The 25540-nt window shown below is 57.1% G+C and carries 28 protein-coding genes and 1 pseudogene; all 29 read right to left on the bottom strand.

The window, feature by feature from the left end; all coding sequences use genetic code 11:
* Nucleotides 1–261 precede the first annotated feature (261 nt).
* Entirely contained in the window at nt 262–843 is a 582-nt protein-coding gene (gene clpP, locus GXP70_RS11305) for an ATP-dependent Clp endopeptidase proteolytic subunit ClpP (RefSeq protein WP_162356704.1), read from the bottom strand.
* Between the two features lie 20 nt (nt 844–863).
* Complete coding sequence (locus tag GXP70_RS11300) at nt 864–1601, bottom strand: RNA polymerase sigma factor (RefSeq protein WP_162356702.1); 738 nt, start codon at nt 1599–1601, stop codon at nt 864–866.
* Nucleotides 1602–1685: 84 nt separating this feature from the next.
* Nucleotides 1686–2885, bottom strand: a complete 1200-nt coding sequence (locus tag GXP70_RS11295) for an MFS transporter (RefSeq protein ID WP_162356700.1) — start codon at nt 2883–2885, stop codon at nt 1686–1688.
* A 241-nt stretch (nt 2886–3126) separates the two neighbouring features.
* A complete protein-coding gene (locus tag GXP70_RS11290; protein WP_162356699.1) occupies nt 3127–3768 on the bottom strand; it encodes an HAD family hydrolase in 642 nt (213 codons plus the stop codon).
* A 12-nt stretch (nt 3769–3780) separates the two neighbouring features.
* Nucleotides 3781–4812: a phosphotransferase gene (locus GXP70_RS11285; RefSeq protein WP_162356697.1), complete on the bottom strand. Its 1032-nt coding sequence runs from the start codon at nt 4810–4812 to the stop codon at nt 3781–3783.
* Between the two features lie 272 nt (nt 4813–5084).
* The gene (gene spo0A / locus GXP70_RS11280) at nt 5085–5897 is read right to left on the bottom strand and encodes a sporulation transcription factor Spo0A (RefSeq protein WP_162356695.1); all 813 of its coding nucleotides are present in this window, start codon (nt 5895–5897) and stop codon (nt 5085–5087) included.
* 282 nt (nt 5898–6179) lie between these two features.
* Nucleotides 6180–7505, bottom strand: coding sequence for a SpoIVB peptidase (spoIVB, locus tag GXP70_RS11275; RefSeq protein ID WP_192043481.1), 1326 nt, complete (start codon nt 7503–7505; stop codon nt 6180–6182).
* 123 nt (nt 7506–7628) lie between these two features.
* Nucleotides 7629–9329, bottom strand: a complete 1701-nt coding sequence (gene recN / locus GXP70_RS11270) for a DNA repair protein RecN (RefSeq protein ID WP_162356692.1) — start codon at nt 9327–9329, stop codon at nt 7629–7631.
* 51 nt (nt 9330–9380) lie between these two features.
* Entirely contained in the window at nt 9381–9830 is a 450-nt protein-coding gene (ahrC, locus tag GXP70_RS11265; RefSeq protein WP_162356690.1) for a transcriptional regulator AhrC/ArgR, read from the bottom strand.
* Between the two features lie 15 nt (nt 9831–9845).
* Entirely contained in the window at nt 9846–10307 is a 462-nt protein-coding gene (locus GXP70_RS11260; RefSeq protein ID WP_162356688.1) for a hypothetical protein, read from the bottom strand.
* Between the two features lie 290 nt (nt 10308–10597).
* A complete protein-coding gene (locus tag GXP70_RS11255; RefSeq protein WP_162356686.1) occupies nt 10598–11416 on the bottom strand; it encodes a TlyA family RNA methyltransferase in 819 nt (272 codons plus the stop codon).
* Between the two features lie 21 nt (nt 11417–11437).
* Entirely contained in the window at nt 11438–13336 is a 1899-nt protein-coding gene (gene dxs, locus GXP70_RS11250; RefSeq protein ID WP_162356684.1) for a 1-deoxy-D-xylulose-5-phosphate synthase, read from the bottom strand.
* Nucleotides 13337–13626: 290 nt separating this feature from the next.
* Nucleotides 13627–14538 carry a polyprenyl synthetase family protein gene (locus GXP70_RS11245; protein WP_192043441.1) on the bottom strand — a complete coding sequence of 304 codons (912 nt, stop codon included), beginning with the start codon at nt 14536–14538 and terminating at the stop codon, nt 13627–13629.
* 11 nt (nt 14539–14549) lie between these two features.
* Nucleotides 14550–14813, bottom strand: coding sequence for an exodeoxyribonuclease VII small subunit (gene xseB / locus GXP70_RS11240; RefSeq protein WP_162356683.1), 264 nt, complete (start codon nt 14811–14813; stop codon nt 14550–14552).
* 2 nt (nt 14814–14815) lie between these two features.
* Complete coding sequence (gene xseA / locus GXP70_RS11235; RefSeq protein ID WP_162356681.1) at nt 14816–16168, bottom strand: exodeoxyribonuclease VII large subunit; 1353 nt, start codon at nt 16166–16168, stop codon at nt 14816–14818.
* Nucleotides 16169–16178: 10 nt separating this feature from the next.
* Nucleotides 16179–17039, bottom strand: a complete 861-nt coding sequence (folD, locus tag GXP70_RS11230; RefSeq protein WP_162356679.1) for a bifunctional methylenetetrahydrofolate dehydrogenase/methenyltetrahydrofolate cyclohydrolase FolD — start codon at nt 17037–17039, stop codon at nt 16179–16181.
* Between the two features lie 108 nt (nt 17040–17147).
* On the bottom strand, nt 17148–17600 hold the full coding sequence (gene nusB, locus GXP70_RS11225) for a transcription antitermination factor NusB (RefSeq protein WP_162356677.1): 453 nt from the start codon (nt 17598–17600) through the stop codon (nt 17148–17150).
* 141 nt (nt 17601–17741) lie between these two features.
* Nucleotides 17742–17873, bottom strand: a complete 132-nt coding sequence (locus GXP70_RS30180) for a hypothetical protein (protein WP_318652442.1) — start codon at nt 17871–17873, stop codon at nt 17742–17744.
* Between the two features lie 3 nt (nt 17874–17876).
* Nucleotides 17877–17972: pseudogene (locus tag GXP70_RS30175) on the bottom strand (DUF2273 domain-containing protein); the annotation flags it as partial.
* 14 nt (nt 17973–17986) lie between these two features.
* The gene (gene amaP / locus GXP70_RS11215; RefSeq protein WP_162356674.1) at nt 17987–18550 is read right to left on the bottom strand and encodes an alkaline shock response membrane anchor protein AmaP; all 564 of its coding nucleotides are present in this window, start codon (nt 18548–18550) and stop codon (nt 17987–17989) included.
* A gap of 122 nt (nt 18551–18672) precedes the next feature.
* Entirely contained in the window at nt 18673–19080 is a 408-nt protein-coding gene (locus tag GXP70_RS11210) for an Asp23/Gls24 family envelope stress response protein (protein WP_162356672.1), read from the bottom strand.
* A 126-nt stretch (nt 19081–19206) separates the two neighbouring features.
* Nucleotides 19207–20580: an acetyl-CoA carboxylase biotin carboxylase subunit gene (gene accC, locus GXP70_RS11205; RefSeq protein ID WP_162356670.1), complete on the bottom strand. Its 1374-nt coding sequence runs from the start codon at nt 20578–20580 to the stop codon at nt 19207–19209.
* 51 nt (nt 20581–20631) lie between these two features.
* The gene (gene accB / locus GXP70_RS11200) at nt 20632–21114 is read right to left on the bottom strand and encodes an acetyl-CoA carboxylase biotin carboxyl carrier protein (RefSeq protein ID WP_162356668.1); all 483 of its coding nucleotides are present in this window, start codon (nt 21112–21114) and stop codon (nt 20632–20634) included.
* A 220-nt stretch (nt 21115–21334) separates the two neighbouring features.
* Nucleotides 21335–22060 (bottom strand): SpoIIIAH-like family protein, encoded by a 726-nt coding sequence (locus GXP70_RS11195; protein ID WP_162356666.1) that lies wholly within the window; start codon nt 22058–22060, stop codon nt 21335–21337.
* A gap of 34 nt (nt 22061–22094) precedes the next feature.
* Nucleotides 22095–22751: a stage III sporulation protein AG gene (gene spoIIIAG, locus GXP70_RS11190; RefSeq protein ID WP_162356665.1), complete on the bottom strand. Its 657-nt coding sequence runs from the start codon at nt 22749–22751 to the stop codon at nt 22095–22097.
* Between the two features lie 18 nt (nt 22752–22769).
* Nucleotides 22770–23522, bottom strand: a complete 753-nt coding sequence (gene spoIIIAF / locus GXP70_RS11185; RefSeq protein WP_162356663.1) for a stage III sporulation protein AF — start codon at nt 23520–23522, stop codon at nt 22770–22772.
* Between the two features lie 63 nt (nt 23523–23585).
* Nucleotides 23586–24854, bottom strand: a complete 1269-nt coding sequence (gene spoIIIAE, locus GXP70_RS11180; protein ID WP_225442766.1) for a stage III sporulation protein AE — start codon at nt 24852–24854, stop codon at nt 23586–23588.
* 5 nt (nt 24855–24859) lie between these two features.
* Nucleotides 24860–25255, bottom strand: a complete 396-nt coding sequence (gene spoIIIAD, locus GXP70_RS11175; protein ID WP_162356661.1) for a stage III sporulation protein AD — start codon at nt 25253–25255, stop codon at nt 24860–24862.
* A gap of 76 nt (nt 25256–25331) precedes the next feature.
* Complete coding sequence (gene spoIIIAC, locus GXP70_RS11170) at nt 25332–25535, bottom strand: stage III sporulation protein AC (RefSeq protein ID WP_162356659.1); 204 nt, start codon at nt 25533–25535, stop codon at nt 25332–25334.
* Between the last annotated feature and the right edge of the window lie 5 nt (nt 25536–25540).

Here is a 25540-nt window from a genome sequence, read left to right as displayed (position 1 = left end):
CAGTTGCGAGCTGTTAATACGATGCGCCGCGCCGATGCGCTGTGCCGGTGTGTTGCGCGCCGGTGCAAACCGCGGATGCGCTGCGCCGGTGCAAATCGCAACGACAAAGGGCAGGTCTCGCCATGATGGCGAGCCTGCCCTTTGTTATGCTGGCATACCTGTTCAACTGTCTCTGATGTGTCGAAGTCGATGTTTCGACCCTTTTAAGCTTCCATGTTAGCGATGCTATCATGCGGCTCCGTCATCGATCGAAGCCGTTTATTAAGGCGCCGCAATGATTTTGTCGACGATCCCGTAAGCCACGGCCTCCTGCGCGCTCATGAAGCGGTCGCGGTCGGAGTCCCGTTCGATTTGTTCCACGGTCTGGCCGGTATGATTTGCCAGCAGGGCGTTGATTTTCTCCCGCGTCTTCAGAATCCAGCTGGCGTGAATTTGAATATCGCTGGCCTGCCCCCGAGCGCCTCCAAGCGGCTGATGGATCATGACCTCGCTGTTCGGCAGCACGAACCGCTTGCCTTTTGCGCCGCCTGCCAGCAAGATCGCGCCGAAGCTCGCGGCAAAGCCGGTACAGATCGTCGACACGTCCGGCTTGATGATTTGCATCGTGTCATAGATGGAGAAGCCTGCCGTTACCGAGCCTCCCGGGCTGTTGATATACAGCTGAATATCCTTCTCCGGATCCTCTGCAGCCAGATACAACAGCTGCGCCACGATCGAATTCGCCATATGGTCCTCGATCTCCCCGCTGACCATCACAATCCGATCCCTTAGCAGCCGCGAATAGATATCGTAGCTTCGTTCTCCCCGATTGGTCGATTCGATGACATAAGGCGTCAAGTTCATGCGCATATCCTCCTCGTTCGTTAGGCAGCAAACCGCATGCTAACGGATGAGGAGCCATTGCCATCGACGGCATACGTGGTGTGCCGTTGACCGATCCGGTGCAGATGGCCGATCGCCTGAACGGTATCGATCATGCCGTTCTCAGCGTTAGCGAGCACAACCAGCGCTTGCGGGTCGCCTGACCGGATCGCGCCGGCATACGCCCGAAGCAGGTCGGCTTCCTGCCGCAACAGAACGTCCGAGTCTTTTCCCGCCGCCGCGTTCTCACGGATGCCGTCGGCTTCGGTTTCGGTCAGCCGCTCGACCGCCGCCCGCGCCCGGTGAAGCGCCGCTTTGACCGCGCCTTCCGATCGCTGGAGCTTCGCGGCCGTTTCCGCGTTCTTGTAGCCGAACAGTTCCTTCAACAGAAAGACGGTTCGCTGCAGCGGCGACAAATGCCGGATCAGCAAGCCGAGCATATCCTCGATTGCTATCGCGCTGTCGAAATCGCTTTGTACCGCTTCGTCGCGCTTCATGGCCTCCATGACCCGCTCGGCACGCTTCTTCCGTCTGGATTGATCGACCGCAATGTTCCTGGCCGTCCGCAGCAAGTATGCCGTCGGATTGGGATGCGTCCTTGCGCCGTTCATAACGGGCAGCGCGCGCAGGCAAGTTTCCTGCACGAGATCTTCCGCATCCCATTCCGAACGCGTCAGCGACAGGCAATACCGGTACAACGTAAACCGCATTTCTTCAACGGCGATCGGTTCGTTCGTCATCGTATTCGCACCTCCTCATCCGTTTGGGTTGCTTTCACTAGCGTAAACGAACGGACGCGTTAAAAGGATACGCGCTCTACTTTATCATACGTACAAATTCGATTCCGCTGCCACCGATTTCTTCGATCTCCTGAAAAACAAGCCGGTCGCGGAGAAGAGCATAAAGGCGCTTCCCAGCATGATGAAGAGACTGTTCACGGAAATATGCGACATGCTGTAGCCGCTTAAGCTCGGTCCGATCAGGCTGCCGATACTGAAATGAATCGAGGCGATGACATTGGCGGAAGGGAGCACTGTCTTCGGCAGCAGATCGGCGGCATAGGCCAATCCAAGCGAGAAGAACGAACCGACCAGCCCGCCGATGAGCGCCAGCAGGACGAACAGCAATGGAAGATTGCTGCCGGCAAGCGGCAGCGCGAAGAAAAGCAAGCCGGCCGTAAATGCGCAGCCTATCAGCACGCCTTTGCGGCCAAGACGGTCGCTCAGCGCGCCGAGCGGCAGCATGACGATCAAGCTGCCGATGCCCAGCGCGGGAAGCAGCATCGAGATCGCTTCCTTGCTCAATGCGATGCGCAGTCCGTACAGCGGAAAATTGCTGTTCATCGTCGATTCCAGCAGCCCGTACAGCATCGCCGGCAGGAGCGCGAACCAAGCGATGCGGTATACGGACAAGAACCGGTTGCCGTTCTCCGCGGACGGCTGGGCGGCTTCCGGGTACTCAGGCTTCAGCGCCATGAGGAACAGGAAGACGATCGCGAACAGCAGCAGGTTCATCGCGAACGGGTACCAGCTGCCCAGCTTCGTCAAATTAATTCCGGTCGGCCCGAGGCTGAAGCCGATGCCGTATGCCATGCCGTACAACGAAATGTAGCGGCCTCGCTTATCCGGCGGACTGCTGCTGACGATCCACAGCTGCGTGCAATAGTGAAGCGCGCTGTCGCCGATTCCGACGGCAAGGCGAAGAACGAACCATACCCACAAGTACGCGCATAGCGGGAACATCATGGTCGCGATACCGGTAACGGTAATGCCCGTCAGTATGACCGGTTTATAACCGAATTTGCGGACTGGCCTCTCGACGAAGAACATCATGCTGAACGTGCCGACGTACAGCGCCATCGCGTTCAAGCCGTTCACATCCGAAGGGATGCCGCGTTGGTCAAGCAAAATCGCGAGCAGCGGCAGCAGTAAGCCTTGATTGAAGCCCGCGATCAGCGTAACGGACAGTAAAATCGCCAAACGTCTCCAAGAAGAAGGAACGGCGTGGTGTGTTCGGGGTATCATGTCATATTCCTCCTGCGGGACTTGACAGCATGAAACGCCGCATTCCAAGCCATGGGCGCGGAACGGGCGTTTCATGCCAAGCGAATTGAATCATCCGTTCTACAGTAGCATCTGACAGCCCATTCAACAAGAGAGACAGGCGAATTGAGCAGGATTTCCAGCCTGTAAGACTCGTTCATATTGTGCCCATCGCCGCGAATCAGACGCTGCGCATGCAATCATTGCGACTGCTCAACCTCGCTTATAGATAAGACAGCAATTCTCCGATCGAGCCGATACATCCAGCCGGGTAGACGCCTCTCTCCTGCATGCGTCCGACATCACCGCCGTACGCCACGAAAGCGACACCTGCCTCCTGCGCCGCCTGGCCGTCGATCCATGAATCGCCGACAGACAGCCACTCATGCGGGCCAAGCTCCGGATACCGGCGCAAGATTACGAGCACGCCGTCAGGCGCAGGCTTCATGAACGCCATTTGCTCCCGAGCCACGATGCAATCGAAATAAGCCTCAATGCCGTTCGTTTCCAACGCCAATTTCGCTGCCCGATAGGCATTATTCGTGAGCACAGCTAGCCGCTGTCGGCCGCGAAGCGTGCTGACGAGCTCCATAACGCCGGGTTCCAACTCGGCTCCAATCATCCCCGCTTCTTCATGCTTGGCCAGCAACGCCTCGATTTCTTGCTTCATCCGGGCATTCCATACCACGGAGCGCTGAGCAAGCGCGACAAGCGAAGACGTCGTAAAATCGCCGATCGGCAGGTCTCGGTCCACTGCCCCGTGCCGCAGCAGGTAATCGGCAGTCTCGCGCTTCATCGCCGCGAAATTGATGCTTGAACGCAAGAGCGTATTATCCATATCGAAAATAACGCCTCGAATCGCCATGCCGCCTCTCCTTTATGCCGAATATTCACGCAGCCACCGTTCATAGACGGGAATCGCTTCCGCATATCGGCCAAGCGACCGCAGCGTCAATACCGCTTGCTCCGATCCAAGCCGCCGCTCGTCTTCATTGATGCTTTCCAATCCTAGCGATCGTCTCAAATTGTAAGCCAGCCAGCCTAATTTGCCTGCAAAACCGCATTCAAGCACGGATCTCCAATCGGCATCGATCGTCCCGGCTCGATTGCGGTAGCCGCTAATGAAGGCATGAAACCTATCTTGCTCCACGTCCCCCGCTTCGTTCTCGGACCAATAGATCGCCGTTTCCGTCAGCTCTTGCATCGGATGCACGAAGCCTGCCGCCTCCCAGTCGATCGTGACAGGCCGGCCGTTATCGCCCCACATGACGTTCTTCGGGTCGAGGTCGCGATGGCTGATGACCAGACGGTCGGCCGCCAGCGAATGAGCGGCTTGGGCGGACTTCTTCTCCCAGATGTGCAGCTCATCCGCGGCTGCTTCCAATTGACCGGCCCATTCGGCGATCTGTTCCCGTCCTTGCCGCGCGTACTTGTGCCAATCGGTACAATCACTATCCTGAGCCACCTCTGCCGCCGGAGCTTGTAGCTCAAGTTCATCAAAGCGGATGCTATGTATATCCGCCAATAACGCTCCCATTAACCCGCAATGCGGCGTGCCGATCTCGCCGGGTTGCAGCCGAACGCCGTCGAGCCACTCGAATAGCAAGTAATAGCGGCCGCCGACGAGATGCAGAAATTCGCCGTTTACGATCTTCGCGGGGAGCGCGGGCACATGTACGGCGGCAAGCTGGGCGATCCGCTCGGAGTTCATGAAATTGCGTTTCGCTTCCGGTCGCAGCATGATTTGCGGATTTAACGCCTTGATCGCGAATTTCCCCTTCGGCGTTGCGACAGCATACATCCGATGCATCAAACCGCCGGATATAGATACGGGCTGATCCGTCATCTCGCCGAATGGCATGGTTTGCAGCAATCGTTCCAGTTGTATTTCAATCGGTAATTCATCCATCGTAGGTTCTCCTATTTGGTTTTTCCAGCATCTTCTTCATTGTAACGCAAGCCGTTCCTTTCGTCAGCGGCGAATAAGCTTGCTGCCGAACTCGCGTCATTCAAGCACCGTCGCGGGAACCGGTTTGCTGCGGACATCCGTCATGAAACATGAAAAATACCGCTCCTTTACCGGGTTGTCGGAACCCCAATAAACAAGCGGTATTGATTGGATTGCTGCTCAAATGTTTAATGGTATACAAACGGCTTAAACTCTCTTTATTTCACCCCGTTTCAGCTCACTTTGTGTTCAATGCGCAGCTTGTCGGCGACCATTGCGATGAACTCGGAGTTCGTCGGTTTCGATTTGCTGATATTGATCGTGTAGCCGAATAGGTGGCTGATGCTGTCGATGTTGCCGCGGGTCCAAGCGACTTCAATCGCATGGCGGATGGCGCGTTCAACGCGGGAAGGCGTGGTCTTGAACTTCTCTGCAATGGCCGGATAGAGCGTCTTCGTAATGGCGCCAAGAATTTCAATATTATTGTAAACCATCGTAATCGCTTCGCGGAGATATTGATAGCCCTTGATATGGGCAGGCACGCCGATTTCGTGAATGATGCTCGTAATGTTGGCGTCCAAATTTTTTCCTTTTGCTATCGGCACCACATTCGATTTCGACAATGAAACCGAAGAGGAAGTGCCTGAGTAAGAAGACGAGATGACGGTCGGATTGCCGACAAGCTGACGGATCCGGTTCGCAAGAATTTCCATATCGAAAGGCTTTAATATGTAGTAAGAAGCGCCGAGTTGAACCGCCTTCTGGGTAATGTTCTCTTGACCGAACGCTGTCAACATAATGATTTTCGGCATAGTCGGCAAATTCATTTCACGTAAACGTTCCAATACGCCCAGTCCATCAAGATGAGGCATAATGATATCGAGAATCAATACGTCTGGACGCGTTTCCTCCAACAATCGCAAAACTTCTTCTCCGTTATAAGCGACTCCGGCTACAACCATATCGTTTTGTTCCGAAATATACTCCGAAAGCAGTGTCGTAAATTCACGGTTGTCATCAGCCAACAATACTTCAATTCTTTGCAAGGTAGTATCCTCCTTAGACGATAACCGTCTATAATGGTTGTGACGCAGCAACTTTACGCTTAGCTCTTGCTAGTTAAAACATTTTCGACAGGCAAATAAAAATTCCTTCTGTCGAATAATATTTTTCTTTATTTTTAATACAATGTGCTTTATAATGAATAATTTATTACATAATCATGCTTGTTTCATTTTTTTTCGACAAATTTTCCTTCTCGAAAGGCTTTTCGTATCGTGGATCGCTTTAAACCCAGCTTTGCTATAAATGAAAAATCTTAAGGTGGCTTAGGCCGCCTTAAGATTTAAATTGGCTTGTTTCAGGAGTACTCCCGCGTCCTGCAGCATCCATTCGATGAAGCAGCCGTAACCGGATGTCGGATCGTTCACGAATACGTGCGTCACGGCACCGATCAGCTTGCCGTCTTGAATGATCGGGCTGCCGGACATTCCTTGAACGATACCGCCCGTCTGCTCCAACAATCGGCGATCGGTTATTTTAATTACCATGCCTTTGGTTGCCGGCGACTGTTGCCTCGTTACGTGAACGATATCCACATTAAACCGTTCCACCTTCTGCCCGTTGACAACGGTAAGGAGCTGTGCAGGTCCTTCTTTTACTTCCTCGGCGAACGCAACCGGAATGGCATGCTGGTTGTAGCTATGCGAGGGGAGTTCTTTCATTTTGCCGAAAATGCCGAACGGCGTATTCCGTTCAATGTTGCCGAGAACTTTGCTTTCTTTAATGAAATGAGCCCGTTTCTCGCCGGGTTCCCCGGTCTGACTTTTATTAATGGACGTGACGTTAGACTGCAAAATTTGCCCTTCGCCGACTTCAATTGGCGTTTGCGTGTCCATATCCGTAATAACATGTCCCAGCGCGCCGTATACGCCTTGATCGGGTGCATAGAAGGTTAGCGTTCCGACGCCGGCCGCGGAGTCGCGAATGTATAAGCCAAGACGCCATGCGCGGTCTTCGGCATCAAATACCGGCATCAGCTTCGTATCGAACATCCGCGAGCCGCGTTTCACGGTCAAATGCAGCGGACGATTCGCGGCACCGGCCTCCTCGGCAAGCTTGGCCACTTTATAGACCTCATTGACATAATTGCCGTTAATGCGGACGATCAAATCGCCCAGCTGCAGTTTGGCTGTCTCTCCCGGCGATACTTTGGCGCCTTTGCCATTGACGACTTGATGATGCCCAACAACCATAATACCTGCCGACTTCACTTTGACGCCGATGGTTTGACCACCGGGAATGACCCGCAGATCGGGAACGACATTCACTTTCACCGTCTTGAATGGAATTTTGCCGAATAATTTCAATTTCAAGGTCGTCTTGCCGCTTTGCGATGATTGTATCGTCAGCGGTTTGTTCAGATTAATGGATGTGGATCGATCGCTCGAACCGTTGATGCTCAGCAATTGCGGGTCCGATGTGACCTGCGCATGGACGGGCATTCCGTAATCCAATTGCTTCAACTGGCCGGAGAACAATCGGATTTCATTCGGAAATGCGGCGAAATGTTGAATGGGCGAGGACAACCCAAGAATGCAGACGATGATGACGAGTAATAACCCGAGCCACCGCTTCCGCTGATAGGCATTCAATGACTTCACGCTCCCTGCTGCTGAATCGCTTGACGAGAAAGGTGGTTCGCCATTTGCGTACCTTTAAGGTATCCCTGCCCTTATTGTTTTATGTCGCCAAAAACATTCCCTGAATGGGTTCCATTATGCCCCCTTCTGCTTGTAAGCCAAGTCAAGCATTTCTTGTGCATGATGGCGTGTTTTTTCCGTTACTTCAACGCCTCCCAGCATGCGTGCAAGCTCCTCGATCCGGCTCATTGGATTCAATTCCGTCACGCGGGTACAGGTGCGCTCCTCAATGATCGATTTCCTAATTTCATAATGATGCTCGGCCATGCAAGCCACCTGCGGCAAGTGGGTAATCGAGAACACTTGGCACTGGCCCGACAAGCGCGCCATCTTCTCAGCGATCGCCTGCGCCGCGCGTCCGCTGACGCCGGTGTCGACTTCGTCGAAGACGAGCACGGGGATTTCATCTATAGAAGCGAAAATCGTCTTCAACGCCAGCATAATACGGGACATTTCGCCGCCCGATGCGATCTTGCTGATCGGCTTAAGCGGCTCGCCGGGGTTCGGAGCGATCAGGAATGCCGCCTCGTCGATGCCGTTGGCATGAAGTTTGAATCCCTCTCCAACCGGCTGCTGATCCAGCTGTACCCGGAACGTCGTACGTTCCATCTGAAGCTGACGCAATTCGCTTTCGATGGCCGCTGCGAGACGATCGGCCGCTTTGCGGCGCAGTCCGGACAGTTGAATGCCGAGCGCGGTGCAATCCGTCATCAATTTGACCAGCTCGCCCTGCAGCCGGGCCAGATGCTCGTCGCGGTTCTCGATCTTGTCCGCCTCCGATTGAATGCTGGCCAGATAGGCAATAATATCGGGGATGCTCTCGCCGTACTTGCGCTTCAAGTTGTTGATCAGATCGATACGGTCCTCGATGTAAGTCAGACGTTCCGGATCGGACTCTACGCCGTCCCGATAATCGCGCAACTGAAACACGGCATCCTCCAGCTGATAAAAGGCCGATTGCAGCTGTTCCAGCAGCGGATCGATAACTTGCGGGTCATAGTCGCGAATATCCGTTACTTTCGTGACGGCTTTGCTGATCGCATCCAGCCCTTTATTGCCGTGCAGCAGGCTGTAAGCTTCTGCGGCCGCATCGCGGCGTTTGACGGACGACATAAGGCGCTGACGCTCCTCGGACAATTCCTCGTCCTCTCCCGGCTTAAGACGGGCGGCTGCGATTTCTTCGATCTGAAACCGGTATAGATCAAGCATTTGCATATTTTGTCTGGACGATTCCTCCAGATCCTTCAACTCGAGACGGACCTTCTCGTACTGCTTGTACACATAACGGTAGGAGTCCAATGTGCCGAGCACCGCATCTCCGGCGTAAGAATCCAGCCAATCCAGATGCTTCTCCGTACGGAGAAGGGATTGATGCTCATGCTGGCCATGAATGTTAACGAGGCATTCTCCTGCTTCGCGAAGCATCGACAGGGTCACGATATGTCCATTGAGGCGGCTGACGCTCTTGCCTTGAGAAGACAGTTCCCGGCGAATGACGAGTCCCTCTTCCGGCGAGGCCTGGATGCCGAACGTTTTCAGAATGGTCCATACCGGATGAGCGGCGGACAGATCGAACATCGCCTCGATTTCGGCTTTGTCGCAGCCGTACCGGACCATATCCGAAGCGCCTCTTCCGCCGACGACAAGACTGAGCGCATCGATCAATATCGATTTGCCCGCGCCCGTCTCGCCCGTCAGAACATGAAATCCATCATGAAATTTTACCGTTACTTGCTCAATGACCGCCAAATTGCGGATCGACAGCTCGCGAAGCATCGCAGTTTCCTCCCTAACCTGTTCTTGTCCTGTTCCATTGGAAAGCCTGTTCTAATTCATTAATCCAAGCAGCCTGTCCACCACTTCGCCGCTTTGCGGCTTCGAACGGCATATCATCAGGATCGTATCGTCGCCGCATATCGTTCCCATCACTTCGACCCATTCCATGTTGTCGATCATGGCGCCGATCGCGTTCGCCGTGCCGGGCAAACATTTCATGACGACCAAGTTATCCGTAAAATCGATATGCAGGAAATGATCGGACAGCGTCCGCTTCAGCTTGGAAATCGAATGCGTCCGGGTTTCCTGCGGAATGGAATATTTGTACCTGCCGTTCTCGATCGGAACCTTGATCAGCTGCATCTCTTTAATATCGCGGGATACGGTCGCCTGCGTCACTTGAAGTCCGGCGGACCTCAGCGCTTCGACCAGCTCCTCCTGGGTCTCGATAATTTGGTTCGCGATCAGCTCGCGGATTTTCATCTGTCGAACACTCTTCATGTTATTCTCCTCCTGTTAGGAGCCGAGCCGGAACGTAATCGTCCGGATGACGGCTTCCTTCTGGTCCACGAACAGAACGCCTTCGCAATTCGGCAGCAGCAGCGCATAGACGAGCAGCCGGTCTCTGACGCCGCTGCCCGTCCAATCGATGGGCATCCGTTCGCGCGCGGTCTTGACTATATAATGTTTGCCGTCTTTCTCGGCAATTAAATCAATGAACAATCGGCTTTGCAGCATCGTTCCGTCCAAATCGATCGTGAGCGGCACGCGATACTTGCCATGCGTGACTTCATATCCGGCCCGCTCCAGAAACTGAACGTTCGCGTCGTCTTCCTTGACCGCCTCCGCTTCGCTTAACAGCAGCTTCGTATTCAAGCCGGGCGGTTCGTGAAGCCAGCGATAAAACGCGCGATAGATCCAGTACAGCAGCAATCCGCCTGCCGCGATCATAACCAGCCAATCACCGAAGTTTCCCATCACATGCCTCCCGCGTGCGAAATGAACAACACTTACCAATTCGCGTCTCGCGGGGTATTTCCTCTAACTTCTTCGATGCCCGTCCGATAATTACCGAACACTTGTTTGCTTTCGAACTTATCTTACCAAATATTTCGCCGGATGCAAAGGGGAAAAGCAAAATTGTGCCGTGCGGCGCAATTCCATGACCCGCCGCTCCCCTGAATTTATAATAAAAGCCTCTCCGGCAGGCGATATCGCTTGCCGGAGAGGCTCAGACTGCTCATAATTATCTACAAACCGGGCTAAGACTAGGTAAACGTTCGGCCCGCTTCCTCGACGATCGCCGCGATCGCCGTTTCGTCCGGCGCGGCAGCTTGCGTACCCGGCTCCCATTGCAAATGGGCCAAGAATTCGATATTGCCTTCCCCGCCCGTGATCGGCGAGAACGTAAGCTCCTTCAATGCAAACCCCTGCTCGGCCGCGAAACCAAGCACTTGATGCAGCACCTCCCGGTGCGTAGCCGGTTCGCGCACGACGCCGGACTTTCCGACCTTCTCGCGGCCTGCCTCGAACTGCGGTTTGATTAACGCGACGACGCCGGCACCCTGCTTCAGCAGCGTGCCCAATGTCGGCAGGATCAATTTCAAAGAAATGAAGGACACGTCGATCGTCGCAAACGTCGGCGCGGGACCTTTCAAGTCTTCCGGCACCGTATACCGGAAATTCGTTCGTTCCATGACGTTGACGCGTTCATCCTGCCGAAGCGACCAGTCCAGCTGGTTATATCCGACGTCCAGCGCGTACACGTACGCCGCGCCGTTCTGAAGCGCGCAATCCGTGAACCCGCCCGTGGAGGCGCCGATATCCAGCATAACCGCGCCCCGCAGATCGAGTCGGAACAGCTTGATCGCCTTCTCAAGCTTCAGGCCGCCGCGGCTTACGTAAGGATGCGGCGCGCCTTTCACGACGATGGACGCGGTTCTCGGCACCTTCATGCCGCTTTTCTCTATTCGCTCGCCGTCCACGATGACGAGTCCCGCCATCAGCGCGGCTTTCGCTTTAACGCGGCTCTCGTAGAAGCCCTGCTCCACGAGCAGCACGTCGATTCGTTCTTTAGCAATCGTCATCGATTCGAAATCTCCTGTTTCTTATGCCTGGCCGGGCACGCGCTTGCGAAGCCTCGGCAGCAGCGAAGTCAGCTCGAGCGCCGCATGTTCGGCCGTCAACCCGGCTTCCTGGCGCTGCTCTTTCACGGAGCCGTGCTCGACGAATAGATCGGGTACGCCAACGATGCGTACATGCATGTCGTCCCTGCGGTGCAAGGAATAAAACTCCAAGATCGCGCTGCCCAGACCGCCGAGCTCCGATCCCTCTTCGAGCACGAGCATCGGAAGCCCTTCGTCCGCGATCTTCAGCAGCATCGATTCGTCGAGCGGCTTGATGAAGCGCGCATTGACGACGCGCACGTTCAAGCCTTCGCGCTTCAGCAGGTCCGCCGCTTCCTCGGCTACCGGGATCATCGGGCCGATCGCTGCGATGACCGCCGAATCGCCTTCGCGCAGCGTCTCCCACGTGCCGAACGGAATCGGCTTCATTTCTTGCTCGATCGGAACGCCGAGGCCGCTGATGCGCGGATAACGAATCGCGATCGGGCCGTCCTCGTAATCGATCGCCGTCTTCATCATGCGCCGCAGCTCGTTCTCGTCCTTCGGCATCATGATGGCCATATTCGGAATATGGCGAAGGAACGGGATGTCGTACACGCCTTGGTGGGTTTCGCCGTCCGCGCCTACGAAGCCCGCCCGGTCGATCGCGAAGACCACGTTCGTATTTTGCCGGCAAATATCGTGAACGACCTGGTCGTATGCGCGCTGCAGGAAGGTGGAGTACACGGCGTATACCGGCTTCATGCCTTCCATGGCCAGCGCCGCGCACATCGTCGCCGCGTGCTGCTCGGCGATGCCGACATCGATCATCCGGTTCGGGAAGCGTTCGGCGAACTTGAGCAACCCGGATCCGCCCGGCATCGCGGGCGTAACCGCAACGATCCGTTCGTCCTGCTCGGCCAGATCCATCAGCGCGTCGCTGAACACCTCGGTGTACATCGGCGGGCCGACGGCCTTCAGCATTTGGCCGGATTCGATCTTGTACGGCGAAGCGCCGTGCCACTTGAACGAATCCGCCTCCGCGGGCGAATAGCCCTTGCCCTTCACGGTAATGACGTGAACGAGCACCGGTCCTTGCGCGCGGCCCGCTTGCTCGATCGTTTCCATCAGCTGCGGAAGATCATGGCCGTCCACCGGCCCGAAATACGTGAACCCGAACTGTTCGAACAGAATCCCGTTCACGAGCAAATATTTGATGCTGTCCTTGAGCCGCTCTGCGGTCTTGGCCAGCCTGCCGCCGATCGCGGGAATTTTGTTGAGCAGCTGGTTCAGCTCTTCCTTCGCCTTCTGGTAGTGCCGGTCCGTTCTGATTTTGCCGAGATAGTGATGCATCGCTCCGACGTTCGGCGCGATCGACATTTCGTTGTCGTTCAGAATCACCATCAGATTCTTCTTCTCGTGACCGATGTGATTGAGCGCTTCAAGCGCCATCCCGCCGGTCAACGCGCCGTCCCCGATGACGGCGACGACTTTGTTCTTCTCGCCCTTCAGGTCGCGGGCAAGCGCCATGCCCATGGCAGCGGACAGGGAAGTGCTGCTATGTCCCGCTTCCCATACGTCATGCGGGCTTTCGGAACGCTTCACGAATCCGCACATTCCTTTATATTGGCGCAAAGTATCGAATTGGCCTCTGCGGCCAGTCAACATTTTATGGACGTACGATTGGTGGCCCACGTCGAAAATAATCTTATCCTTCGGGCTGTCGAATAAATAATGCAGCGCCAAAGTCAGCTCGACGACGCCCAAATTAGGCGAAAGATGACCGCCCGTCGCCGACAGCTTCTCGATCAGGAATTGGCGAATTTCACCCGCCAGCTGCTCCAGCTGCGGAACCGACAACGACTTCAAGTCCTTGGGCTCATTGATATGTTCCAGCAACACGATTTTTCCTCGCTTTCCCGGCTTACAGTCCCCGTTATCCAACATTCATCAAACGTGGCTAAATTATAACATAGTTCGAAGCAGAAGCCCATGACCGCGGAGCCATGTGCATGGGCGAGCAGTACCCTCGATGCGAAAGGAAATTCGCATCGGGTACGACCAGCCCAGGTCGCATGGGCGAGCAGTACCCTCGATGCGAAAGGAAATTCGCATCGGGTACGACCAGCCCAGGTCGCATGGGCGAGCAGTACCCTCGATGCGAAAGGAAATTCGCATCGGGTACGACCAGCCTAATGGTCTCTGCTCATCAAATAATCGGCAATCGCATGCATCGTGTCCGGCATGGCGAGCCGCGCATCGTCGAGCGCCTGCTTCGCTTCCTGCGTCAGCCGGACGACGAGCGCTTCGCTCTTCTCCATGCCGATCAGGAACGGATACGTCACCTTTTGCCCCGTCACGTCGCTTTGGACCGGTTTCCCCAGTTTCGCGGCGTCGCCAACCAAATCCAGAATATCGTCCTGAATTTGGAAAGCAAGCCCCAGCTTGCGGGCGAATACGAGCAAGGCATCGAGCTGCCGCTGGGTCGCGCCTCCGATGCGCGCGCCGGCGATTACCGAGAATACGAGGAGATCGCTTGTTTTGTGCAGATGAATATACTCCAGCTCTTCGAGCGAGGTAACCCCTTGCTCGCCAAGCATATCCGCCGCTTGCCCGCCGACCATGCCCTGCGCTCCCGCGAGCTTGGCGAGGTCCGCGACGATCGCGAGCGCCGTCTCCGGCGAAGCGCCGAGCGCCGAGGCCCGAGTAATGGCATGGAACGCATGCGTCAGCAAGCCGTCGCCGGCCAGGATCGCCATCGCTTCGCCGAATACCTTGTGATTCGTCAGCTTGCCTCGGCGGTAATCGTCGTTATCCATCGCCGGCAAATCGTCGTGGATCAGCGAATACGTATGAATCATTTCGATCGCGCAGGCGATCGGCATCGCGATCTCCCTGGCACGCGCGTTGCGGCCGACCGCTTCGGCTGCGCTCAGCACGAGAATCGGCCGCAGACGCTTGCCACCGGCCTCCAGGGAATACATCATCGATTCCCGAAGCGCCGGAGGGATATCCCATTCCTGCGGGATCGCATCGTGCAGCGCCGCCTCGATTTCGAGCACGGAGCGGTTTAAATAATCGGACAGCGACAAAGAAGTTTTCACGCGCAATCCCCTCACTCTTCGTTTGCGGGCGCAAACGGTTTTCGCTGCAAGCCGTTCTCGGACTCGATCAGCATGTCGATCTTCCGCTCGACTTGTTCGAGCTTGGAGCCGCACAGCTGCGACAGCTTCATGCCTTCCTGGAACAGCTCGATCGCCGTTTCCAGCGGAACGTCGCCGTTCTCCAGCTTGCCGACGATGTCTTCGAGCCGCTCCATCGCCGTTTCGAAGCTGATCTCTTCCTTATCCTTCTCTTTGTCTTTCTCTCTTGCCGCCATCGTTACGCCTCCCCTTTCAATCCCCATACTTGGCACTCCAGCTGGCCGTCCGACAATTTCACCTTCACCAGATCGCCCGGCTGCACGTCGGACACCGATTTCACCAGCTTCGTTCCGTGTTCGTCATAGACTAAACTGTATCCTCTGGACATCACTTTAAGCGGACTGAGCGCATCCAGCTGCCGCATGGACGCGAGCAGCTGCAACCGCCGCTCTTTCATCCCGGCTGCCATGCCGGCTTCTAGCCGGGCGGAGATGGCCTGCAGTTCCCTGCCGGCCAAGGCCGCCTTGCCGCCGGGATGGGCTCTATTCAACGCGGCATGCGCGTTTCTATATTTCTCGCGGTTCCGTTCCGCCAATCTCAGCATCCGGTTCCGCAGCCGTTCCTGCATCACGTCAAGCAATTGTGCCTGCTGAAGCACGAATTTCCGGGGATTGAGGAACACCTGCGATCGGCGCAGACGGGACAGCCGTTCCTGGCTGCCCTGAAGCCTCATGCGCAGCATCTGCACCAGCCGGGCTTCCATCTGCCCCAGCCGCGCCTGCAGCTCGTGCACGCTCGCGACCGCCTGCTCGGCCGCCGCGGTCGGCGTCGCGGCGCGAAGATCGGCGACGAAATCCGCGATCGTGAAATCCGTCTCGTGGCCGACCGCCGATATGACCGGAATGAGCGAGGCGGCAATGCCGCGCGCCACCGATTCTTCGTTGAACGCCCACAGCTCCTCCAAGGAGCCGCCGCCCCGGCCAATTATTAATACGTCTACCTCCGCCAAACGGTTCATCGTTTCGATCGCCCTGACAATCGCGGGCGCGGCGCCCGTCCCTTGCACGGACACAGGAAAAAGCAGCACCGGCACGGAGGGGTGTCGGCGCTGCAGCGTAATGAGTATATCCCGTACGGCGGCCCCGGTAGGGGACGTGATCACGCCGATCGCCTTCGGGAACTTCGGAATCGGCCGTTTCCGCGCAGGCTCGAACAGCCCCTCGTCCTGGAGCTTGCGCTTCAGCTGCTCGTACGCGAGATAGAGGCTGCCGACGCCGTCCGGCTGCATCGACGTGCAGTAGAACTGATAATTCCCGTCCCGCTCATACACGGCGATATTGCCGCGGGCCAGCACCTTCGCGCCTTCCTTCGGCATAAACGGCAGCCGCTGGTTATGGGACGCGAACATGATGCACTTCAAGCGGCTGTCCTTGTCCTTCAGCGTAAAATACATATGGCCGCTGGAATGATGCGTGAAATTCGAAATTTCGCCGCGAAGCCAAACATCGTTCAACAGATTGTCCGACTCCAGCTTCATCCCGATGTAGCGGTTTATTTCTTTGATCGAAAATATGCGCGTTCGGTCAGCCATGGCTCGGACCTCACCCCTTCGCTGCGCGTTGTTGTTTGGCGGCTTTCAACGTGTTCTGCATCAGCATCGTAATCGTCATCGGGCCGACGCCGCCCGGAACCGGCGTCACGTAGCCGGCGACGTCCAGCACGTCCTCGTAATCCACATCGCCGGCAAGCTTGCCGTCTTCGAGGCGGTTAATGCCGACATCGATGACGACGGCGCCCGGCTTCACGTAATCGCGGCCGATCGCTTTGGCCTTGCCGATCGCCACGACGAGGATATCCGCCGTCTTCGCGATATCGGCCATGTTCGCCGTGCGGGAATGGCAAATCGTCACGGTCGCGTGCTCGCGCAGCAGCAGCATGGACACCGGCTTGCCGACGATGTTGCTGCGGCCGATGACGACGGCGTGCTTGCCCGCGATCTCGATGCCCGTCCGTTTGATAAGCTCGATAACGCCGGCAGGCGTGCACGGAAGCAGGCTGTCGTCGCCGATAACGAGGTTGCCGACGCTGACAGGGTGGAAACCGTCGACGTCCTTGTCCGCGCTGATCGCGTCGATAACCGCTTTCTCGTTAATATGCTTCGGCAGCGGAAGCTGCACGAGAATGCCGTGAATCGTCTCTTGATGATTGAGTTTATCGATCAGGGAGAGCAGCTCTTCCTGCGTCGCGGACGCTTCGAGACGGTGAACCTCGGAATAGAAGCCGAGCTGCTGACAAGCCTTCTCTTTGCTGCCAACGTATACCTTCGAAGCCGGATCTTCGCCGACAAGTACGACGGCCAGGCCCGGCACGATGCCCTGCGCCGCGAGCTTCGCCGTTTCTGCGCCGATTTCGCTGCGGATGGCGTCTGAGATTGCTTTTCCTTCGATACGTTGTGCTGTCAATTCGATCGCTCCTCGTATGTATGCCCGAATGGGCTTAATTATCGCAAGCCCCTTACACCGCACGGCTGCAAGGGGCTTAAAGGAATCGGATGCCGCAAGCCGCGGCCGTCAGGCTTTCGGTCTAAGCTCGTCCAGCGCTTGAAGCAGCCGTCCGAGCACGCCGTTGACGAAGCGGCCCGATTCGTCGGTCCCGAAATGCTTCGCCAATTCGATCGCTTCGTTGATGATGGCCTTCGGCGGCGCATCGTCGCGGAATACGAGCTCGTAACAGGCCAGCCTCAGGATTTGCCGGTCCACGCGCGACAGACGGTCCACTTGCCAGCCCGTCAAGTAATGCTGAAGCATATCGTCGATCGCCGCTTTATGCTCCACGACGCCTTGCAGCAGGCTGCGGATATAATCGTCAATCTTGCCGACGTCCGCGGCATCCGCCTCGATCTCGTTCTCGTCGTGTACCTCGTCGACGAGCATATTCACTGCCGAAGCCGTGGTCGCTTCTTCGTTCATTTCCATTTGGTACAAGCTTTGTACCACGATTTCCCGTGCTAACCTTCGTTTCATCTGTTCTCTGACCGCTCCTTAGAATGGAGAAATCCAAGCATCGCACGCCTCGACGGCCTTGGATTTCAAAATGAAAATATGATCTCCTCCCTGCCCCGAACGGATGCCGCAAACGTCCGGGGTACGGAGGAGACCACAGTGCTATTTGAACGGGCGCCAACGTTCCGTCAGCCACGCCGTCAACCGCTGCCACGGAATGATCGGGCCGCGCCGTTCGTCCTTCATCTTGCCGATCGCGTAGCCGGCCCAGAGCAGCAGCCCGAAAAACAACATGTCCCAAAATCCTACGATGAAATATAGAAGTCCAAGGATACACCCGACGGTTACGCCGGCGATCCTGCCTCCATAGGTTGTCCAGATTTCCCTCCACATCATCGGCATCACCCCTATTCTACACGGCTTTTAAAGTTCGCGGATTGGATGATGTTCGCGACATATACGGATACGTTCGCTACGGGAATGCCGGTAATTTCCTCCACGTGGGATTTGACCGCGCGCTGGATATCCTCCGTCAATGTCGGGATGGAGCTTTCGCCGTCCGCGATTGCCCGCAGCGACACTTCGATGCCCGTCTCGCCGATCCGGATCCGCGCTTTCAAATCCTTCACGCCGCGCTGGCGGGCCGCCGCCTTGAGGGCCAAATTCTCGACCGTTTCCAGCGAGATGCGAATATCGCCGAATTCCGTCCGTTGATCGATGGATGGAGCGGTTGCGTTGCTGCGTTTGAGCGATACATAGAAAAACCGCAGGCTGATCAGGAACATGACGACCGATACCGTCACGACCGTCAGCTGCAGCCAGCGCATATCGCCGCTGTACAAATTATGTACGAGATTGCTGAGCCATTCTTCCGGGAACCAGTAGACGCCCGCGCTGAACGCGATGACGGCCGCGGCACCGATGGCCAGGCTGTATAAGAATAACAACAGCTTATCCAACACTCTAATCAACGACAATTCCTCCTTGAAGCGGATGACGGGCGCTGCGCTTCGATTACTAGATAAAACCCCCTAGCGCCGAGCGGCAAGCCCAACCACTAGGGGGTATGAGTCATTCGTTTGCAAGTGAAGGATTATTTGACGCGAAGCTGTACCTCGTCCGTTTCCAGCCTCTCCGTCGTCTTGAAATGAACGTCATGGATATGAACATTCACCTCGACGACATGCAGACCGGTCATCGTTTCGATGGAACGCTTAACGTTGCGTTGAATGTCCGAAGCAAGCTCCGGGATACGGTTGCCGTACTCCACGATAATGGAAACGTCCACGGCCGCTTCACGCTGACCGACTTCGACTTTAACGCCCTTCGACAAATTTTTGCGACCCAGAAGTTCGGCAATGCCGCCGGCGAATCCGCCGCTCATGCCTGCTACGCCTTGAACCTCGATCGTCGCAAGACCAGCGATGATTTCAATCACTTCGGGTGCGATTTGAATAGTGCCCATGTCCGTTCTCTCATAGTCCGCTGCCAGCGTACTCATGGTTATCCTACACCTCCCGTAAAGTTGCGCGCTTTCAGCCGCCAGCCGATAGCTTATCCGCTTCTTATTCTTATACTATAGCATTCTGGCGGAAATATGACAAACAGCGCAGTACTTGTTTCATGCCTATTCCAGCGTTAATTCTTCTTCGGGGTTGTTGATGTCATGCTCCTCGAGGAACTTGATATCGAAATTGCCCTTGATGAATTTCGGATGGTTCAGCAGCTTCAAGTGGAACGGGATCGTGGTGCGGATACCGTCGATCGCGAACTCCGACAGCGCGCGCTTCATGCGCGCGATCGCGTCCTCGCGCGTCGCGCCCCAGACGATTAGCTTCGCGATCATGGAATCGTAGTGCGGCGAAATCTTGTAACCCGGATAAGCGCCGCTGTCCACGCGTACGCCCAGGCCGCCCGGAGGCAGGTAGAACTGGATTTCGCCCGGCGACGGCATGAAGCCGCGCTCGGAATCTTCCGCATTGATCCGGCACTCGATCGCCCAGCCGTTGATGTGCAGGTCTTCCTGCGCGAACGACAGCGGGTTGCCCTCGGCCACGGAGATCATCTCTTTGATCAAATCGACGTTCGTGATCATCTCGGTGACGGGATGCTCGACCTGAATGCGGGTGTTCATCTCCATGAAGTAGAAGTTGCCGTCCGGTCCGAGCAGGAACTCGAGCGTGCCCGCGCCCGCGTAGTTGACGGCCAGCGCCGCGCGCACGGCGGCCTGTCCCATCCGCTCGCGCAGCGCCGGGCTCAGCACAGGGCAAGGCGCTTCTTCGACAAGCTTCTGGCGGCGGCGCTGAATCGAGCAGTCCCGCTCGAACAGATGCACCGCATTGCCGTGCTTGTCGGCCATGATTTGAATTTCGACGTGTTTCATGCCCGTCAAATATTTCTCCAGGTAGACGCCGGCGTTGCCGAACGCCTTCTGCGCTTCCTGCTGCGCCGTCGCGATCTGGGAGACAAGCGATTCCTCGTCCTCGGCGATCCGGATGCCTTTGCCTCCGCCGCCGGCCGTCGCCTTGATAATAACCGGATAGCCGATCTCGCGGGCAACGCGGATGGCATCGTCCATATCCTCGACCAGTCCGTCGGAGCCCGGGATGATCGGCACGTCGGCCGCTTTCATCGTCGATTTCGCGACCGCTTTGTCGCCCATCTTGCTGATGGCCATCGGGGACGGGCCGATGAAGGTCACGCCGCACGATTCGCAAATTTCCGCGAAGTCGGCGTTCTCCGCCAAGAAGCCGTAGCCCGGATGAATGGCGTCGCAATTCGTCAGCGTGGCCACGCTCATGATGTTCGTCAAGTTCAAATAGCTGTCCTTCGAGGCGACGGGACCGATGCAGTACGCCTCGTCCGCCAAGCGGACGTGAAGCGAGTCGCGGTCGGCCGTGGAATAGACGGCCACCGTCTCGATGCCGAGCTCGCGGCAGGCGCGGATAATCCGAACGGCGATCTCGCCGCGGTTGGCGATCAAAATTTTGTTGAATTTCACGGTAAAACTCCTCTCGTGTCCGTTGTTTCCGGTTCGTTCCGATAGATGAACTTATTCCGGCTTCACAAGGAACAGCGGCTGTCCGAATTCGACCAATTGCCCGTTCTCGACGAGAATTTCGACGATTTCGCCGCGCACTTCCGCTTCGAGCTCGTTCATCAATTTCATCGCTTCGAGGATGCAGACGATCGACTTGTCGTTGATGCGATCGCCGACGTTGACGAACGGCGGCTTGTCCGGCGAAGAAGCGCGGTAGAAGGTGCCGACCATCGGCGACACGATTTGGTGGTAGTTGCTCTTCGCGGCAGGCTGCGCCGCAGGAGCTTGCTGCCCTGCCGCGGGAGCTTCGGCTTGCGGCTGCGGAGCCTGCGTATATGTAGGAACGATTGGCGCGGCTTGCTGAATGTTCACCACTTCGGTTTTGCCGGGCTTGCGAATCATAAGACGGGCGCCGTCGTTTTCGATTTCGAGTTCATGGACGGAAGTCCCGTCAACCAGCTTGATCAATTCTTTAATCTCGCTCAGCTTAAACATCGTTTCACTCCTAAACGTTTTTGCATCCTCGCTGCGGGATGCTTCATGATTGCTTTAAGTATAGCGGATACGCATATTTACGACTTATTTACCAAAACCTGCGCATAGCAGAGTTTATTATAGCATAAATACGCCAGAACACGAACTACCTTTTTGACGCGGCCCGAAATGGAAAAAAGCCCCGGTGCCGCATAGTTCGGCACCGGAGCTCCCGCTCGAATTACTTCACATATTGGACGGTCAGCTGATCGGGGCTCAGGCCGAGCTCGCTGATTGCCATCGTCAGGATGCTGTCCGCCTGCGTGCGCTCGAGCTTGTCGCTTTGCACGACGATCTTGTAGTGGTCGCCGGCGTCAGGCACGACGGCCGCGTTGCCGAACTGCTTGGAGAGCTCCTCTTCGAGACCCGTAATCTTCGTATTCTTGTCTTCGAGCAGATTCACTTGGTCCATGTACGTCGCGGCGTCTTTCTCGCTTACCTTCGAATCGGACACTTTGTTCATCAGCTTGTTGTATTCGTCGTAGTACGATTGGTCGCGCTGTTCCTGCATCTGGCTGAACACGCTTGCGGCGACGCCGCCGGCGGCTTCGATTTCCTTCAGCACTTCGTCGTCCGTCTTGGCCGTTGCCGTGCCGTCGCTTACGTCCGCGCCGCTGTCGGCGGCGTCCTTCGTCGCGCTGTCTTCCGCCGCGGCCTTGCCTTTGTCCGCCGTCTCCGTCTGACCCGCATCGCCGCCCGTTACTTCGTTCGCGACGATGGCGTTGTCGTCCGCCGTGCCCGAAGCTTCCGTCGCATTGCTCGCCTCGCTCTGCTTCTGCGTCCCGTCCGTCGTCACGATATCGTTCGACGGCGTGCCGACGTCCTCCGTGAATAAGTAGTACGCCGACAAAATCACCATCAGACTGAGCATCGAGACGAGCCAAATCGTTTGCCTTTTGTTATTCATTCTTCATTGCCTCCCTTTTCATTGTCCAATTGGTTTATTGCTGCTTGCGGGGAATAACCGAAATTCGGTTGACCGCAACGTTGAGACCCTTCTCGACGGCATCGATGATCAGCCTTCGCACCGTGCCGTTCTCCGCGCCTTGCGCCACGATGAGCACGCCCCTGATTTTGGGCTGGATTCGCTTCGTGATGATCGGGGACGAATCCCCGGATGTATCGTAAAGGACGACTTGCCCTTTCTTCGTAATCGACGTGATGCTTCGCTTGCCGCCGTTCTTGTCCGTCTCGTTCGTGATCTGCTGCGTTTCTTCCTCGTTCAGCTGGACGACGACTTCTTCCGTGGAATCGACCGTCACCATGACATCCACCGGTCCGACGCCGACGATCGTCTCCAGAATTTCCTTCAAGCGGTTTTCCAAGGGCTGCTCGATCGCAGCGAACGAAGAGCCGGACGGTTTGTCCCCGCCCCCGAGGAAGGCCTGCTGGTCCTGCGAGGCGCCGGGCTGTGCCTGCGTCTGCTGATCCCCCTGCTTCTCCGGCACTTTCTGGAACGACAGAATCGAGTTCAGCAGCATCAGCACGGCTCCGACAACGCCGATGACGAGCAGCCAGCGCAGCGAGCGCCCCCGTTTCGGTTCTCCTTTTCCCTTGCCGCTCCACATCGACTCCAGCCCGTCCAGCCATTTGGCCAAAATCGTTCTCCCCTTTCCTTATTGGGCGGACGCCTCGGCCGGCACCTGCTCCAGCACTTCGACGACGGCCGGGTTCACGGCCCAGCCTTCCCTCAGCGCCGATTTCACCGCCGCGGCGATGGTCGCCGAGACGGGCTGCGTTTCCGCCTCCGGCTCCCCGCCTTCCGGAGCAGAAGCCCCGGACGCCGGAGCGACATTCACCTGCACGGCCCGTACTTCGTCGATCGGAGCGGCATCGCCGCCCGCTTCCGTGTCCGTTCCGCCGGCGCGCCGCCCTTCGCCGCTCGCCGCTTCCTGCTCCGGGGGCTGCGCCGGAGCCAGCGTCACGGCTACGCCGGCTACGCCGGCCGGCTGCCCGTTCCGGTCCGTCTTCATCGTCACCTGGACGGATGCCGCTTGAAGGCCGGTCGCCTGCTCGATCCCGGCCGCCATCTCCGCTTCGATCTGCCGCTTCGCCAGCGCGGATGCCGAGGCCGCTTCTTTCTTCCGGAGCTTGTCGGCATTCGCCTGAATATCGTCCAGCGTCGGCATGCGCATATCGACGGATGAATTCGCATGGAGCCAACTCTCGACCTGCGCGTCCAGCTTGGCGCTGAAATCGCCCTGCAGCAGCCGGATGATCGGCGTCAGAATCGTCAGCAGGATAATCAATCCGGCGACCAGCCGGACGTAGCGCTGCATCCCCTTGTTCGGCAGCAGCAGGTCGATGAAGCCCGCCAGCAGCACCACCGCGATGATTTGCTGCAGCCATACGGCGAGCCAGTGGAGCATGTCATCCCCTCCCATGGTGAATCGGCAGCCGCCTGCCTTCCCGCGGCGCGGGACGAGTATCCGCTACTTCATCATGACGGCCGCGTTGCCCGCCGTCAGTATGATCGTGATGGCCAGGAAGAACATGAGCCCGACCGCGGCCAGCGCCGCGAAGACGTAAATCAGCGTCTTGCCGATCGTCTGCAGGCAGTTGACGATGGGACTGTCCCCGAGCGGCTGCATGACCGCGGCCGACACGTTGTAGATGATGGCGAGCGTCATGATTTTGACGGCCGGGAACGCGCACAGGAACAGGATAATGACGACGCCCGCGATGCCGATGGCGTTCTTCACGAGCAGCGAAGCCGATATGACCGTGTCCGCCGCGTCGGAGAACGTCTTCCCGATGACCGGCACGAAGTTGCCGGTGACGAACTTGGCGGTCCGCATGGTGACGCCGTCGGTGACGGAACCGGTCGCGCCCTGCACGGAGATGACGCCGAGGAACACCGTCAGCATGACGCCCAGCAATCCGACGGCCACGTTGCGAAGCACGTTGGCGAGCTGCGTCACCTTGAACCTGTCCGACAAGGAGCTGGCGATATGCAGGACGGCCGAGAAGAACAGCAGCGGGAAAACAAGGGTGTAAATGACGGTGCCGACCGCGTTGATCATGAACACGATGAGCGGATGCAGCACCGTTACCGTCACGACGCTCCCCATCGTAGCGAGCAGCGTCAGGAGCAGCGGGACCATCGCCATCATGAATTGGATCATGCCGGTGATGGCGTCCTTCGCATAGCCGATCGCGACGTTGAAGCTGTTGACCGCGAGCACGATCATGACCATGTAGGTGATGCTGTACGCGACTTTGCTGACGGTATTGCGTTCGAACGCCGTCTGCAGCGTTTCCAGCATCATGCTGAACACGGTCAGGATGACGATCGTGACCAGCAGCTTGCCGTTGTACAGCACTTCGTGAAGCGCGTATCGCAGCAGGCCCGACAAGACGGTCGACAGCTTGAGCCCTTCGCCGCCCGGCATGATCATCTGGATGAAGCTTGGCACCTTCCGGTCGGGGAAGAACCCGCCGTAATCCTTCATCAGCGTATTCCAGTAGCTCTCCACCGCCTCCGTGTCGATCCCCTGAAGCTGCTCGTCCGACAGCCGTTGGTTCACGGCATCCGCATCCCTGTCAGCAGCCGCGGGAGCGGAGGCGTCTCCCTGCTGCGCGGCCTGCGAAGCCTGCGGCCCGGCCCCTTCCGCCGCCGTCGCCGTCGGCGCGGATAACAGCAGCAGCGCCCACAAGAGCATGAGCGGCAGAACCGCGAACCGGACGAAGCGCTGACGCATAATATTCAACTCCCTACCGGCAGAAGGCCGAGTACAGTTTCGACGATGACGCTGATGATCGGAACCGCCATCACGAGAATGAGGATCTTGCCGGCGAACTCGATCTTGGACGCGATGCTTTCCTGGCCGGCATCCCGGACGATCTGGGAGCCGAATTCCGCGATGTACGCGATCCCGATGATTTTGAGCACCGTCTTCAGGTAGATCGACGGGATGCCCGACCGGTCCGCGAGCTGCTCCAGCACGCCGATGACGGCTTCGATCTTGCCGATGACGAACAGGAAGATGAACAATCCCGTGAATGCCGCCAGCAGGAAGCCGAACATCGGCTTCTGCTCGCGCACGACGAGCACAAGCACGGTTGCGACAAGTCCGAGCCCTACGATCTGGATGATTTCCAATCCCTACTCACCCGCCTTGCCAACAAGCTTATGCGCCGCCTTCATTCGCGCCGTCCCCGGCCGTTCTCAGCCATCCTCATTGGAACAGGAATATCGTTTTGATCTCCTGAAACAAGTCGTTCAAGAGCCGGATGACCATAAACAAGACGACGACAAAGCCGATCAGCGTTACCCAATGCGCCATATCTTCCTTGCCCATTTGCTTCAGAACGGTATGGATCATAGCCGTTACGATACCGATCCCGGCGATTTGGAAAATGGCGCTGACATCAATGTTCATGCTTC

Origin of the sequence: Paenibacillus lycopersici (assembly GCF_010119935.1) — a bacterium.
In the GTDB taxonomy this organism is placed as follows: domain Bacteria; phylum Bacillota; class Bacilli; order Paenibacillales; family Paenibacillaceae; genus Paenibacillus_Z; species Paenibacillus_Z lycopersici.
This window is presented reverse-complemented; position numbering and strand designations above follow the sequence as displayed.